The organism is Streptomyces sp. NPDC013187 (assembly GCF_042899705.1).
In the GTDB taxonomy this organism is placed as follows: domain Bacteria; phylum Actinomycetota; class Actinomycetes; order Streptomycetales; family Streptomycetaceae; genus Streptomyces; species Streptomyces hawaiiensis_A.
The window spans coordinates 641,634-654,563 of record NZ_JBIBAF010000001.1; the positions used below are offsets into that span (position 1 = coordinate 641,634).

Annotated in this window: 13 protein-coding genes and 2 tRNA genes; 8 read left to right on the plus strand and 7 right to left on the minus strand. The window is 70.0% G+C overall.

Annotation, left to right across the window (positions count from 1 at the left end):
- Position 1: 1 nt before the first annotated feature.
- The 5 genes from ACFY5B_RS03005 to ACFY5B_RS03025 all read right to left on the minus strand — a co-directional run bounded on the left by ACFY5B_RS03005 (position 2) and on the right by ACFY5B_RS03025 (position 2,589).
- Positions 2 to 805 carry an ABC transporter permease gene (locus tag ACFY5B_RS03005; protein WP_389963579.1) on the minus strand — a complete coding sequence of 268 codons (804 nt, stop codon included), beginning with the start codon at positions 803 to 805 and terminating at the stop codon, positions 2 to 4.
- A complete protein-coding gene (locus tag ACFY5B_RS03010; protein WP_389963582.1) occupies positions 802 to 1,773 on the minus strand; it encodes an ABC transporter ATP-binding protein in 972 nt (323 codons plus the stop codon). The genes ACFY5B_RS03005 and ACFY5B_RS03010 overlap by 4 nt, the downstream gene beginning before the upstream one ends.
- Before the next feature lie 138 nt (positions 1,774 to 1,911).
- Positions 1,912 to 1,984 (minus strand) — tRNA-Gly (locus ACFY5B_RS03015).
- 81 nt (positions 1,985 to 2,065) lie between these two features.
- Positions 2,066 to 2,137: transfer RNA gene (locus ACFY5B_RS03020), tRNA-Gly, on the minus strand.
- A 134-nt stretch (positions 2,138 to 2,271) separates the two neighbouring features.
- Positions 2,272 to 2,589, minus strand: coding sequence for an Lsr2 family protein (locus tag ACFY5B_RS03025; RefSeq protein ID WP_344460887.1), 318 nt, complete (start codon positions 2,587 to 2,589; stop codon positions 2,272 to 2,274).
- 267 nt (positions 2,590 to 2,856) lie between these two features.
- Here ACFY5B_RS03025 and purS point away from each other — a divergent pair, with 267 nt between their 5' ends.
- The 8 genes from purS to purM all read left to right on the plus strand — a co-directional run bounded on the left by purS (position 2,857) and on the right by purM (position 11,135).
- A complete protein-coding gene (purS, locus tag ACFY5B_RS03030) occupies positions 2,857 to 3,120 on the plus strand; it encodes a phosphoribosylformylglycinamidine synthase subunit PurS (RefSeq protein WP_359633082.1) in 264 nt (87 codons plus the stop codon).
- The gene (gene purQ, locus ACFY5B_RS03035; RefSeq protein WP_389963585.1) at positions 3,117 to 3,797 is read left to right on the plus strand and encodes a phosphoribosylformylglycinamidine synthase subunit PurQ; all 681 of its coding nucleotides are present in this window, start codon (positions 3,117 to 3,119) and stop codon (positions 3,795 to 3,797) included. Before purS ends, purQ begins: the two co-directional genes overlap by 4 nt.
- Entirely contained in the window at positions 3,794 to 6,052 is a 2,259-nt protein-coding gene (gene purL / locus ACFY5B_RS03040) for a phosphoribosylformylglycinamidine synthase subunit PurL (RefSeq protein WP_389963587.1), read from the plus strand. The genes purQ and purL overlap by 4 nt, the downstream gene beginning before the upstream one ends.
- 112 nt (positions 6,053 to 6,164) lie before the next feature.
- Positions 6,165 to 6,665 (plus strand): ArsR/SmtB family transcription factor, encoded by a 501-nt coding sequence (locus ACFY5B_RS03045; RefSeq protein ID WP_389963590.1) that lies wholly within the window; start codon positions 6,165 to 6,167, stop codon positions 6,663 to 6,665.
- A gap of 141 nt (positions 6,666 to 6,806) precedes the next feature.
- Positions 6,807 to 7,604, plus strand: a complete 798-nt coding sequence (locus tag ACFY5B_RS03050; RefSeq protein ID WP_389963593.1) for a sterol carrier family protein — start codon at positions 6,807 to 6,809, stop codon at positions 7,602 to 7,604.
- A 37-nt stretch (positions 7,605 to 7,641) separates the two neighbouring features.
- Positions 7,642 to 8,415: an META domain-containing protein gene (locus tag ACFY5B_RS03055; protein WP_389963596.1), complete on the plus strand. Its 774-nt coding sequence runs from the start codon at positions 7,642 to 7,644 to the stop codon at positions 8,413 to 8,415.
- Between the two features lie 63 nt (positions 8,416 to 8,478).
- Entirely contained in the window at positions 8,479 to 10,008 is a 1,530-nt protein-coding gene (gene purF, locus ACFY5B_RS03060) for an amidophosphoribosyltransferase (RefSeq protein ID WP_344460281.1), read from the plus strand.
- Between the two features lie 59 nt (positions 10,009 to 10,067).
- Complete coding sequence (gene purM, locus ACFY5B_RS03065; protein ID WP_389963599.1) at positions 10,068 to 11,135, plus strand: phosphoribosylformylglycinamidine cyclo-ligase; 1,068 nt, start codon at positions 10,068 to 10,070, stop codon at positions 11,133 to 11,135.
- A gap of 83 nt (positions 11,136 to 11,218) precedes the next feature.
- On the opposite strand, the gene ACFY5B_RS03070 is transcribed toward purM, so the two are convergent.
- The gene (locus ACFY5B_RS03070; protein WP_189590364.1) at positions 11,219 to 11,470 is read right to left on the minus strand and encodes a DUF3073 domain-containing protein; all 252 of its coding nucleotides are present in this window, start codon (positions 11,468 to 11,470) and stop codon (positions 11,219 to 11,221) included.
- A 319-nt stretch (positions 11,471 to 11,789) separates the two neighbouring features.
- Positions 11,790 to 12,896 carry a Leu/Phe/Val dehydrogenase gene (locus tag ACFY5B_RS03075; protein WP_389963602.1) on the minus strand — a complete coding sequence of 369 codons (1,107 nt, stop codon included), beginning with the start codon at positions 12,894 to 12,896 and terminating at the stop codon, positions 11,790 to 11,792.
- Between the last annotated feature and the right edge of the window lie 34 nt (positions 12,897 to 12,930).

The following is a 12,930-nucleotide window of genomic DNA, read 5'->3' on the forward strand; positions in this document are numbered from 1 at the left end:
GTCAGCGCCGCGGTTCCCAGCGGAACCACCGCCGTACAGCAAACACCCCGATGAGGATCCAGGCCACGGCGGTCGCGAGGGCGCCCAGTGCCTCGTACGCGGAGAGGTCGCCGGTCCAGCCGCCGCGCACCAGCGTGACGACGGGCGTCAGCGGCAGCAGCTCGCAGACGGAGGCCACCCGGTCCGGCATCAGCTCCAGCGGCCAGAACATCCCGGAGCCGATCATCGAGACCAGCAGCAGCGGCATGGGTGTGGCCTGCGCGCTCTCGCCGGTCCGGGTGAAACTCGCGGTGGCAGCGGCGAGGGCCGCGCACATCAAGAACCCCAACAGCAGACCCAGCACGGCCAGATGGGGCGCCGACGGCGCGGACAGGTCCAGCAGGGCGACGCAGGCCGCCGTCAGCAGCAGGCACTGCACGAGCCCGGTGAGGACCGCCGGCAGTGAGGAGCCGGCCAGGATCTCGGCGTCCCGCAGCTCGCCGGTGCGCAGCCGCTTGAGCACGAGCTCCTCACGCCGGACGACGAACACGCCGACGAGCACCGAGTAGACGGCGAACAGCAGGGAGAAGCCGACCGCGGGGGGCAGCACCAGCGTGCCGGTGCTCAGCCCCGCCCCGGCGAGGTCCATCTCCTCCGCCGCCGACCGCACGCTGACCGGCATCACCAGCGGCACGAGCAGCGCGGCGACGAGCGCGCCCCGGGTCCGCCCGAGCAGGGTCAGTTCGGCGCGGGCGAGCGCCGTCATCCGGCTCAGCGGGGTCGTCGCCGCCATCGCCGGGCGGGGTGTCGTGTGCGTGGCGCTCATGCCGCGTACTCCCTTGTCGTGGTGTCCGTGGCCCGCTCGGCGGAGACGTTCTCGGCGATGTGGAGGAACGCCTCCTCCAGGGAGGCCGAGCGCACGTCCAGGCGGTGCAGCCCGACCTGGGCCCGCTCGGCCCACACCAGCAGTGCGGTGGCCGTGCGCTGCAGTTCACGGGTGCGGAGCCGGACGGTCCGGCCGTCGGTCTCGTGCTCGGTCACGCCGAGTTCGCCGAGCGGCGGCAGGTCGCCGACGTAGTAGCCGTCGGGCAGCTCGAAGGAGATCCGCGACGGCTCGGCGGCGGTCACCTCGGCCGGGGTGCCGGTGGTGGCGATACGGCCCTCGTGCATGATCGCGAGCCGGTCGGCGAGGTTCTCGGCCTCCTCCAGGTAGTGCGTGGTCAGCAGCACCGTCGTCCCGCCGTCGCGCAGCGCGCTCACCAACTCCCAGGTGGCGCGGCGGCCTTCGGCGTCCAGCCCGGTGGAGGGCTCGTCGAGGAAGAGCACCTCGGGATCGCCGAGCAGGGCGAGCGCCAGGTCGAGGCGGCGCCGCTGTCCGCCGGACAGCTGCTTGACCCGGGTGCCGGTCCTGGACTCCAGGCCGACCAGCGCCAGTACCTCCGCCGGCGGCCGTGCGCCGCTCACGCATCCCGCCCACATGCGGGCGGTCTCCGCGACGGTGAGCTCGGAGGGGAAGCCGCCTTCCTGCAGCATCACGCCGGTGCGGGGCCGTACGGCGGCCCGGTCGGTGTACGGGTCGTGCCCGAGGACCCGCACCCGCCCGCCGGCCGGCCGCGCGAGTCCCTCCAGCAGTTCGACGGTCGACGTCTTGCCCGCGCCGTTGGTGCCGAGCAGCGCGAAGATCTCGCCGCGTCGGACGGAAAAGCTGATTCCGCGTACCGCCTCGAACCCGCCCCCGTACACACGTCGCAGGTCAGTGACCTCGATCACGTGCTCGTGTCCGTTGGTTTCCATGATTCAAGCGTCCCGGCCGTGCGAGCCCGGAAGCAGTGCGCGCTGTCATCACTCGGCATGACAAATGTCAGAAGCCGGAGGGTGCGGGCGGAACACGATGAAGGCCCCGGTCCTGATGGACCGGGGCCTTCATTTCCGAGCGGACGACGAGGCTCGAACTCGCGACCTCAACCTTGGCAAGGTTGCGCTCTACCAACTGAGCTACGTCCGCATTTGCTCCCGACCAGCTTGCACTGATCGGTGCGGGCACCAGCCTACCTGATCCACAACCGTGGCCGGTACGGCGATGCAGAGCGGGTGACAGGAATCGCACACTGCGCCTTCCCCCTGGAAGGGGGATGTTCTACTACTGAACTACACCCGCATATCTCCGTGAGCTGGGCCTTTCGGCCTTGCCCCTCGGCGTGCTCCAGACTCTAGCTGATCAGCAGGGGTGCTGCGCAAGTCGGCTGCCGCGAGGGGCGGGTGACCGGGCATCGGTCCGGGCTCGACGGACGGTCACTGCGCGGCGGTGAACGCCTCGTAGACCTTCTTGGGGATGCGCCCGCGCGCGGGGACGTCCATCTTGTTGGCCTGCGCCCAGGCGCGCACGGCCGACGGGTCGGGGGCGACCTCCGTCTGCCGGTACGCCTTGCCGGAGCGGGACCGCTTGCGGCCGGCCTCGACGTAGGGCGCGAGCGCCTTCCGCAGTTCTCCGGCGTTGCCTTCGCTCAGGTCGATCTCGTACGACTTGCCGTCCAGTCCGAAGGCGATCGTTTCCGCCGCTTCCGAGCCGTCGATGTCGTCAGAGAGAGTGACCACGACCTTCTGCGCCACGAATATCGGTCCCTTCATGCGGCACTATGCCAATTTATTTGTATCGTGCCTTGCAATACATTGTGAAGCCCGACTAAATCTCTCCGCGTGTCCGAAGGCAATAGGTTTCGGGTGTCGATCCGGAATCTTTCCCGAAAACTTCGCGTGTGGGTCCGCCGATGCCGGATCGTGATGACGGTCACGTAGTTTCCTACAAGTCAACGCGCGTAGAAATTTTGTGCGGGTAGTCTGAAGGAACCTGCTCAGCACCACACACCGGGAGTGCCAGTGGCACGCGTCGTAGTCGACGTCATGCTCAAGCCGGAGATCCTCGACCCCCAGGGCCAGGCGGTGCAGCGCGCACTGCCGCGGCTGGGTTTCGAGGGGATCTCGGACGTCCGCCAGGGAAAGCGTTTCGAACTGGAAGTTGACGGGCCGGTCGACGAGGCCGCCCTCGCCCGCATTCATGATCTTGCGGAGTCCTTCCTCGCGAACACCGTGATCGAGGACTTCACGATCCGGGTCGAGGAAGTCGCGGAGGCCGTGAAGTGACCGCTCGTATTGGCGTCGTCACTTTCCCCGGCAGCCTGGACGACCGTGACACCCAGCGCGCGATCCGCGTCGCCGGTGCCGAGCCGGTCGCCCTCTGGCACAAGGACAAGGACCTCAAGCAGGTCGACGCCGTGGTGCTGTGCGGTGGTTTCTCCTACGGCGACTATCTGCGCGCCGGGGCCATCGCCCGCTTCTCGCCGGTGATGGAGCCCCTGCTGGAGCAGGCGAAGGCCGGGCTGCCGGTGCTCGGCATCTGCAACGGCTTCCAGATCCTCACCGAGGCCCACCTGCTGCCGGGCACGATGCTGCGCAACGACCACCTGCACTTCATCTGCCGCGACCAGAAGCTGCGGGTGGAGAACGCCGAGACCGCCTGGACCACCGACTACTCGGCCGGCCAGGAGATCCACATCCCGCTGAAGAACAACGACGGGCAGTACGTCGCCGACGCGTACACGCTCGACAAGCTGGAGGCCGAGGGCCGCGTCGCCTTCCGCTACCTGGACTTCAACCCCAACGGCTCGCAGCGGGACATCGCCGGCGTCAGCAACGAGGCCGGAAACGTGGTCGGCCTCATGCCGCACCCCGAGCACGCCGTCGAGCCGCTGATCGGCACCGGCCGCACCGACGGCCTCCCGTTCTTCACCTCGATCCTCAAGAAGCTGGTCAACGCATGAGCCGGACGCCTCTGGACACGGTCGAGCACGCGGCCGCGACCCCCGACGTCGAGCTGCCCTGGGCCGAGCTGGGCCTGAAGAAGGACGAGTACGAGAGGGTCGTCGAGATCCTCGGCCGCCGCCCCACCGGCGCGGAGCTGGCCATGTACTCGGTGATGTGGTCCGAGCACTGCTCGTACAAGAGCAGCAAGGTGCACCTGCGCCAGTTCGGCGAGAAGGCCCCCGAGTCCGACGCGATGCTCGTCGGCATCGGCGAGAACGCCGGTGTCGTCGACGTCGGACAGGGCTACGCGGTCACCTTCAAGGTCGAGTCGCACAACCACCCGTCGTACGTCGAGCCCTATCAGGGCGCGGCCACCGGCGTCGGCGGCATCGTGCGCGACATCATCGCGATGGGTGCCCGCCCGGTCGCGGTCGTCGACCCGCTGCGCTTCGGCGCGGCCGACCACCCCGACACCAAGCGCGTCCTGCCGGGCGTCGTCGCGGGCATCGGCGGCTACGGCAACTGCCTGGGCCTTCCCAACATCGGCGGCGAGGTCGTCTTCGACGCCTGTTACCAGGGCAACCCGCTGGTCAACGCCGGTGCCATCGGCGTCATGCGGCACGAGGACATCCACCTCGCCAAGGCGTCCGGCGCGGGCAACAAGGTCATCCTGTACGGGGCCCGGACCGGCGGCGACGGCATCGGCGGCGCGTCGATCCTCGCCTCGGAGACCTTCGACGACGCCAAGCCGAGCAAGCGCCCGGCCGTCCAGGTCGGCGACCCCTTCCAGGAGAAGCTCCTCATCGAGTGCACCCTGGAGGCGTTCGCCGAGAAGCTGGTCGTCGGCATCCAGGACCTCGGCGCGGCGGGCCTGTCCTGCGCGACGAGCGAGCTGGCCTCGAACGGCTCCGGCGGTATGCGCGTCACCCTGGACGACGTCCCGCTGCGCGACTCCACGCTCTCGCCCGAGGAGATCCTCATGAGCGAGTCGCAGGAACGCATGTGCGCGGTCGTCGAGCCGGAGAAGGTCGACCGCTTCCTGGAGATCTGCGAGAAGTGGGACGTCATCGCCACCGTCATCGGAGAGGTGACCGACGGCGACCGCCTGGAGATCTACTGGCACGGCGGCAAGATCGTCGACGTCGACCCGCGCACGGTCGCGCACGAGGGCCCGGTCTACGAGCGCCCCTACGCCCGCCCCTCCTGGCAGGACGAGCTCCAGGCGGACGACGCGAACAAGCTGCCCCGGCCGGAGACCTCCGAGGAGCTGAAGGACCAGGTCCTGAAGCTGGTCGGCTCCCCGAACCAGGCCTCCAAGTCCTGGATCACCAGCCAGTACGACCACTTCGTGCAGGGCAACACCGTCCTCGCCCAGCCCGAGGACTCCGGCATGATCCGGATCGACGAGGAGACCGGCCTCGGCGTGGCCATCGCCACGGACGGCAACGGACGGTACGCCAAGCTCGACCCGTACCACGGTGCCCAGCTGGCCCTGGCGGAGGCGTACCGCAACGTCGCCACCACCGGCGCCAAGCCGCTCGCCGTCTCCGACTGCCTGAACTTCGGCTCGCCCGAGGACCCGGCGGTGATGTGGCAGTTCGCGGAGGCCGTGCGCGGTCTGGCGGACGCCTGCCGGCAGCTCGGCACCCCGGTGACCGGCGGCAACGTCTCCCTCTACAACCAGACGGGCGAGGCGGCCATCCACCCGACCCCGGTGGTCGCGGTCCTCGGCGTCATCGACGACGTGGCCCGTCGCACGCCCGTCGCCTTCCAGGAGGAGGGCCAGCTGCTCTACCTCCTCGGCGACACGCGTGAGGAGTTCGGTGGCTCGGCCTGGTCGCAGGTCGTGCACGACCACCTCGGTGGGCTGCCGCCCAAGGTCGACCTGGAGCGCGAGCGGCTGCTGGCGGAGATCCTGATCTCCGCCTCCCGCGACGGCATGATCGACTCCGCGCACGACCTGTCCGACGGTGGTCTGATCCAGGCGGTCGTCGAGTCGGCACTGCTGGGCGGCAAGGGTGCCCGCCTGATCGTCCCGGACGGTCTGGACGCCTTCACCTTCCTCTTCTCCGAGTCGGCGGGCCGCGCGCTCGTGGCCGTACCGCGCTCGGAGGAGGTCCGCTTCAACGACATGTGCGGTGCGCGGGGCCTGCCGGTCACCCGCATCGGTGTCGTCGACGGCGACACCGTGGACGTCCAGGGCGAGTTCGCGCTCACTCTGGCCGAGCTGCGCGAGACGCACGAGGGCACGATCCCGGCGCTGCTGAAGTAGTCAACCGCTCCGAAGCCCCCGCCCGGTCCGCCGGGTGGGGGCTTCGCTGTGCCCGGACGGATGCGCGCGCCCGACTCTTGCACGTAATTACGTAGTTCCGTAAAATCGAAGAATGGACCTGGAACGACGTGTCACAGACCTTGAGAGCCGTCTGGCGGCCCTGGAAGGCGCCCGGCCCACCGGCCCCCGCATCGACGAGGGCGACTTCTGGGCTCTGAACGGGCTGAGGGAGCAACTGTCCGAGGCGGGAGCGGCCGACGGCGGTGTCCTCTACACCGGCTCCGTCGGCCTGCCCACGGGCGAGGAGTACTCCTGGCAGATGACCGCCCTCACCGAGGACCTGCTGGAGGGCGACTGGACGACGGCCGCCGAGTCGTTCGCGGCGCTCGGCCACCCGGTCCGGATCCGCCTGCTCCGCGAGATCCTCGGCGGCCGGCGCACCGCCACCGAGCTCGCCGAGCTGGACGAGGTCGGCACGACCGGCCAGATCTACCACCACCTGCGCCAGCTCACCGCCGCGGGCTGGCTGCACACGCCCGGCCGGGGGCACCACGAGGTGCCCCCGGGGCGGGTCGTACCGCTCCTGGTGGCCCTGGCGACGACCCGCCCGTAGCGAACTCTTCTGCGGCCCGGGGGCGGCCGACCTCTCCTCGGACTGGCCGGCTGCCCCTGGAACTTCCCGCCGGCGGCCCTGGCCTGCGCAGGACCTTCGAGGCACCCTCCACTGTCACAGCCCGCGCTTAGGCTGACCCCCATGCCCCCGGCCAAGAAGCGCACCCGCAGCTACGACCCCGTCAAGATCCGCGCAGCAGTGCTCGCCCAGTTCGGGAACGTGCGGCAGGCCGTCCTGGGGCTCACCCCCGAGCAACTGGGCCTGCCCACCCGGCTCGGGGACTGGACGGTGCGGGAGCTTGCCGCGCACGTGACCATGGCCGTGGAGACCGTCAGCCGCAACCTCGACCGCGAGGAACCGGCGAAGGCGGACCTGGCCCTGCTCGACTGGCCCTTCGCCACCGCCGCCCGCGCCCCCGGCATCGCCGACGACACCCGGCGGCTCGCCGATGCCAGCCCCGAACTGGACGCCCTCTACGCGAGCACCGCGGAGCGCCTCGCCAGGGCCCTGGCCGACGCCCCCGGCACCCGCCTGCTCCCCACCCGCACCGGCGCCCTGCCCCTCGCCGACTACCTCGTCACCCGCACCGTCGAGCTCGTCGTCCACACCGACGACCTCAACGCCGCCGTCCCCGGCCTGGACATCCCCTACGACCGGCAGGCCCTGGCGGCCTGCACCCGGCTGCTCGCCGACGCGCTCGCTTCGAAGGCGCCCGGCGGCTCGACGGAGGTGCGGGTCCCGCCGTACGCGGTGGTGCAGTGCGTGGAGGGACCCCGGCACACCCGGGGCACCCCGCCCAACGTCGTCGAGACCGACCCGCTGACCTGGATCCGGCTCGCGACCGGGCGGCTTACCTGGGAGCAGGCGCTCCACGACGCACGGGTCAGTGCCGGCGGGGAACGCGCGGACCTGTCCCCGTACCTGCCACTGATGGCCTAAGGGGAACCGATCCCCCCGGGTCCCCCGTCGAAGTGGCATGGACAGGCAGAAGCAGCGCATGACTCTGACGGCCGCCGCCATGCTCGTCCCGCTCCTGGCGGCCTGTGGCGGCGAGAAGGCGGGCAGCGGCAGCGGCTCGGTCGGTGCCGACAAGCCGATCACCGGTGTGCGGTGGAACGTGGACAGCGTCACCGCGGACGGCAGGACGCAGAAGGCCCCGGCCGGCGCCCACGTGACCATCGACAAGGGCCGGGCCGAGGGCAGCCTCGGCTGCAACAACTTCAGCGCCGAGGCCACCGTCGACGGCGACCGCGTCCGGCTCGGCAAGACCCGGGCCACCGAGATGGCCTGCGAGGGCACGCCCGTCGCGTTCGAGACGACCCTCGCGAAGGCCTTCTCGGACCAGGAACTGACGGCGAAGACGGACGACGACCGTCTCACCCTCACCACCGGCCAGGGCGACACCGTCCGCCTGACCAAGGCGAAGGACGCCCCGCTGGCCGGCACCAAGTGGACCGTCACGACCCCGAGCGCCGACGGCCGGGCCCACCTCACCTTCGACGAGAAGAAGGGCACCGTCTCCGGCAGGCTCGGCTGCAACAAGGTGAACGCCAAGGCCACGGTCCGCGACGGCCATATCACCCTCGGCCCTCCCGCCACGACCCGAATGATGTGCGAAGACTCACTCATGGACGCCGAGAAGAAGCTGCTGCGTCTTTTCGACGGAACGCTGAAGTACGGAGTCGATCACCAAACCCTTACGCTGACCAGCGAGAACGGTACGAGTGTGCGAGCGGTCGCCGAGCGGTGATCCACCGGAAAGTCCGGTATCCCCAATTCGGACCAGTGGTCGACCTCGCCTACACTCGGTGGCGTGCCACGTGGTGACGGACGACTCAACCACGACCTGCTCCCCGGCGAGAAGGGCCCCCAGGACGCTTGTGGCGTCTTCGGTGTCTGGGCTCCGGGCGAAGAGGTCGCCAAGCTCACGTACTTCGGGCTCTACGCCCTCCAGCATCGAGGCCAGGAATCCGCGGGAATCGCGGTCAGCAACGGCTCACAGATCCTCGTCTTCAAGGACATGGGCCTGGTTTCCCAGGTCTTCGACGAGACCTCCCTCGGTTCGCTCCAGGGTCACATCGCGGTCGGACACGCCCGCTACTCGACCACCGGTGCCTCCGTCTGGGAGAACGCCCAGCCGACCTTCCGCGCGACCGGACACGGATCCATCGCGCTCGGCCACAACGGCAATCTCGTCAACACCGCCCAGCTCGCCGAGATGGTCGCCGACCTGCCCAAGCAGGAAGGCGGACGCACCCCGCGCGTCGCGGCGACCAACGACACCGACCTGCTCACCGCGCTCCTCGCGGCCCAGGTCGACGAGGACGGCAAGCCGCTGACCATCGAGGAGGCCGCTCACACGGTCCTCCCGAAGGTCAGGGGCGCGTTCTCGCTCGTCTTCATGGACGAGCACACCCTGTACGCGGCCCGTGACCCGCAGGGCATCCGCCCGCTGGTCCTCGGCCGGCTGGAGCGCGGCTGGGTCGTCGCCTCCGAGTCCGCCGCCCTCGACATCTGCGGCGCCAGCTACGTCCGCGAGATCGAGCCGGGCGAGTTCGTCGCCATCGACGAGAACGGCCTGCGCACCTCCCGATTCGCGGACGCGAAGCCCAAGGGCTGCGTCTTCGAGTACGTGTACCTGGCCCGCCCCGACACCGACATCGCCGGCCGGAACGTGTACCTCTCCCGTGTGGAGATGGGCCGCAAGCTGGCGAAGGAGGCCCCGGTCGAGGCCGACCTGGTGATAGCGACGCCGGAGTCCGGCACGCCCGCGGCGATCGGCTACGCGGAAGCCTCCGGCATCCCCTTCGGCGCCGGCCTCGTCAAGAACGCCTACGTCGGCCGGACGTTCATCCAGCCCTCGCAGACCATCCGCCAGCTGGGCATCCGCCTGAAGCTGAACCCGCTGAAGGAAGTCATCAAGGGCAAGCGCCTGGTCGTCGTCGACGACTCGATCGTGCGCGGCAACACCCAGCGCGCCCTGGTCCGCATGCTCCGCGAGGCGGGCGCCGCCGAGGTCCACATCCGGATCTCCTCGCCGCCGGTGAAGTGGCCCTGCTTCTTCGGCATCGACTTCGCCACCCGCGCCGAGCTCATCGCCAACGGCATGACGATCGACGAGATCGGCACCTCCCTGGGCGCCGACTCCCTGGCCTACATCTCCATCGACGGCATGATCGAGGCGACCACCATCGCCAAGCCGAACCTGTGCCGCGCCTGCTTCGACGGCGAGTACCCGATGGAGCTGCCGGACCCCGAGCTGCTCGGCAAGCAGCTGCTGGAGACGGAGCTGGCCGCCGGCCCGGCCGCCACGGCCGCCGCCGACGCGATCCGCCGCCCGTAGACGGCCCGTGCTGTGCCGTTTCAAAACGCCTGCCGTACAACACGAAGGTTCTCATCGTCATGCCTGACACAACTGGTGCCAGCTACGCAGCCGCGGGCGTCGACATCGAAGCCGGCGACCGCGCCGTCGAACTGATGAAGGAGTGGGTGAAGAAGGCCCAGCGCCCCGAGGTCCTCGGGGGCCTCGGCGGCTTCGCCGGCCTCTTCGACGCCTCCGCCCTGAAGAAGTACGAGCGGCCGCTGCTCGCCTCCGCCACGGACGGCGTCGGCACCAAGGTCGACATCGCCCGGCAGCTGGGCGTCTACGACAGCATCGGCCACGACCTGGTCGCCATGGTCATGGACGACATCGTGGTCTGCGGCGCCGAGCCGCTGTTCATGACCGACTACATCTGCGTCGGCAAGGTCCACCCCGAGCGGGTCGCCGCCATCGTCAAGGGCATCGCCGAGGGCTGTGTACTGGCCGGATGCGCCCTGGTCGGCGGCGAGACGGCCGAGCACCCGGGCCTGCTGGGCGAGGACGACTTCGACGTCGCCGGTGCCGGTACGGGCGTCGTGGAGGCCGACCGGCTGCTCGGCGCCGATCGCATCCGGACCGGTGACGCGGTGATCGCCATGGCGTCCTCCGGTCTTCACTCGAACGGGTACTCCCTCGTCCGCCACGTCCTGCTGAACCAGGCGGGCCTGGCGCTGGACGCGCACATCGAGGAGCTCGGCCGCACCCTCGGCGAGGAGCTGCTGGAGCCCACCAAGATCTACTCGCTGGACTGCCTGGCCCTGATGCGCACCACCGAGGTGCACGCTTTCAGCCACATCACCGGCGGCGGGCTCGCGGCCAACCTCGCCCGGGTCATCCCCGACGAGCTGCACGCCATCGTGGACCGCTCCACCTGGACCCCGGCCCCGATCTTCGACCTCGTCGGCCGCACGGGCAGCGTCGAGCGCCTGGAGCTCGAGAAGACCCTGAACATGGGCGTCGGCATGATCGCGATCGTGCCGCAGGAGTCCGTGGACGTGGCCCTGGCGACCCTCGCCGACCGCGGCGTGGACGCCTGGGTGGCCGGAGAGATCACTGACCGGGGCGAGCACCCCACTGGCGCCGCCCTGATCGGTGACTACGCGAACTGAGACACGGGGGCATGGCCCTGCAGGCAGCACAAGACCCGGTCGGTGACCGGAATCACCGACCGGGTTAGTGCTCTAGTGCAGGGTCAAGCGCCGCGACGATGCTGCGAGGACTGGTCGTCCTCGTCGTCGTCGTCCTCGTAGAGGTCGGCGTACCGTGCGTACAGGTCGTCGTCCTGATCATCGTCTTCGATCGGCGGCGCGCCGTTAGGCGGCTGCGGATTCGAAGGCGATGCACCCAGCTCCTCGGCCAGGCGTGAGAGGTCAGTCCCACCGCTGTTGTACTTCAGCTGGCGGGCGACCTTCGTCTGCTTGGCCTTGGCCCGGCCGCGCCCCATGGCTCGACCCCCTCAACGACGGGGCTCGACGGCCCCAGAGTCTTGACACGCGTTCATGGTCCGGCACGGACTCTCCGCGGAGAGACCGGTCCGTAGGGCTTCCACGGTACCTGAGCCCGCGCCCATACGGTACGTCGCCCGCATGACGTGCCCGCGCCCAGAACCTTCGAGGCGCCCCGTCCTCGCTGGTCAACCGCGATTTTAACCACTTATCGGCGGTCGACCCGCCGGTAGAAGTGAGAGTTCTCTCTAACTGCCCACCGACGGGTACCGGCCAAACGTACGAGAATCCGCGGATCGGTCCCGCGTCACCCCGGGGTCAGCGCGCCCGGCGGGCCAGGGCCGCGTCGTGCATCCGCTGCTCGGCGATCCGGTCGGCCGCCGCAGCCGGCGGAATGCCGTCATCCTTCGCACGTGCGAATATGGCCAGCGTGGTGTCGAAGATCTTCGACGCCTTCGCCTTGCACCGCTCGAAGTCGAAGCCGTGCAGCTCGTCGGCGACCTGGATGACACCGCCGGCGTTCACCACGTAGTCCGGCGCGTAGAGGATCCCGCGGTCGGCGAGGTCCTTCTCCACGCCCGGATGGGCGAGCTGGTTGTTGGCGGCGCCGCAGACCACCTTGGCGGTCAGCGCCGGCACGGTGTCGTCGTTCAGGGCACCGCCGAGCGCGCAGGGGGCGTAGATGTCCAGGCCCTCGGCGCGGATCAGGGTCGCCGTGTCGGCGACGGCCGTGACGCCCGTCGGGTGCGCGGCGAGGATCCGGCCCACGGCGTCCTCGCGCACGTCCGTGATGACGACCTCGGCGCCCTCCGCCCGCAGGTGCTCCACCAGGTGGTGGCCGACCTTGCCGACACCGGCGATGCCGACCCGCTTCGCGCGCAGCGAGGGGTCGCCCCACAGGTGCTGAGCGGAGGCGCGCATGCCCTGGTAGACGCCGTAGGCGGTGAGGACGGAGGAGTCCCCGGCGCCGCCGTTCTCGGGGGAGCGGCCGGTCGTCCAGCGGCACTCGCGGGCCACGACGTCCATGTCGGCGACGTACGTGCCGACGTCGCAGGCGGTGACGTACCGGCCGCCGAGCGAGGCCACGAACCGGCCGTAGGCGAGGAGCAGCTCCTCGCTCTTGATCTTCTCCGGGTCGCCGATGATCACGGCCTTGCCGCCGCCGTGGTCGAGTCCGGCCATGGCGTTCTTGTACGACATCCCGCGGGCGAGGTTCAGCGCGTCGGCGACGGCCTCGGCCTCGTTCGCGTACGGGTAGAAGCGCGTACCGCCGAGCGCGGGGCCCAGGGCGGTGGAGTGGAGGGCGATGACGGCCTTGAGGCCGCTCGCGCGGTCCTGGCAGAGCACGACTTGCTCATGTCCGCCCTGGTCCGAGTGGAACAGGGTGTGCAGTACATCAGCAGGTGCGCCGGTTACGTCGGTCACTGTGGTGACTCCTGAGTAGGTGCGGCGGGTGGAG

Excerpts from the sequence above, each read along its gene's own strand:
- ACFY5B_RS03005 (WP_389963579.1), bottom strand. The coding sequence starts at position 805 with ATGAGCGCCACGCACACGACACCCCGCCCGGCGATGGCGGCGACGACC.
- ACFY5B_RS03010 (WP_389963582.1), bottom strand. The coding sequence starts at position 1,773 with ATGGAAACCAACGGACACGAGCACGTGATCGAGGTCACTGACCTGCGA.
- purL (WP_389963587.1), top strand. The coding sequence starts at position 3,794 with ATGAGCCGGACGCCTCTGGACACGGTCGAGCACGCGGCCGCGACCCCC.
- ACFY5B_RS03045 (WP_389963590.1), top strand. The coding sequence starts at position 6,165 with ATGGACCTGGAACGACGTGTCACAGACCTTGAGAGCCGTCTGGCGGCC.
- ACFY5B_RS03050 (WP_389963593.1), top strand. The coding sequence starts at position 6,807 with ATGCCCCCGGCCAAGAAGCGCACCCGCAGCTACGACCCCGTCAAGATC.
- ACFY5B_RS03055 (WP_389963596.1), top strand. The coding sequence starts at position 7,642 with ATGGACAGGCAGAAGCAGCGCATGACTCTGACGGCCGCCGCCATGCTC.
- purM (WP_389963599.1), top strand. The coding sequence starts at position 10,068 with ATGCCTGACACAACTGGTGCCAGCTACGCAGCCGCGGGCGTCGACATC.
- ACFY5B_RS03070 (WP_189590364.1), bottom strand. The coding sequence starts at position 11,470 with ATGGGGCGCGGCCGGGCCAAGGCCAAGCAGACGAAGGTCGCCCGCCAG.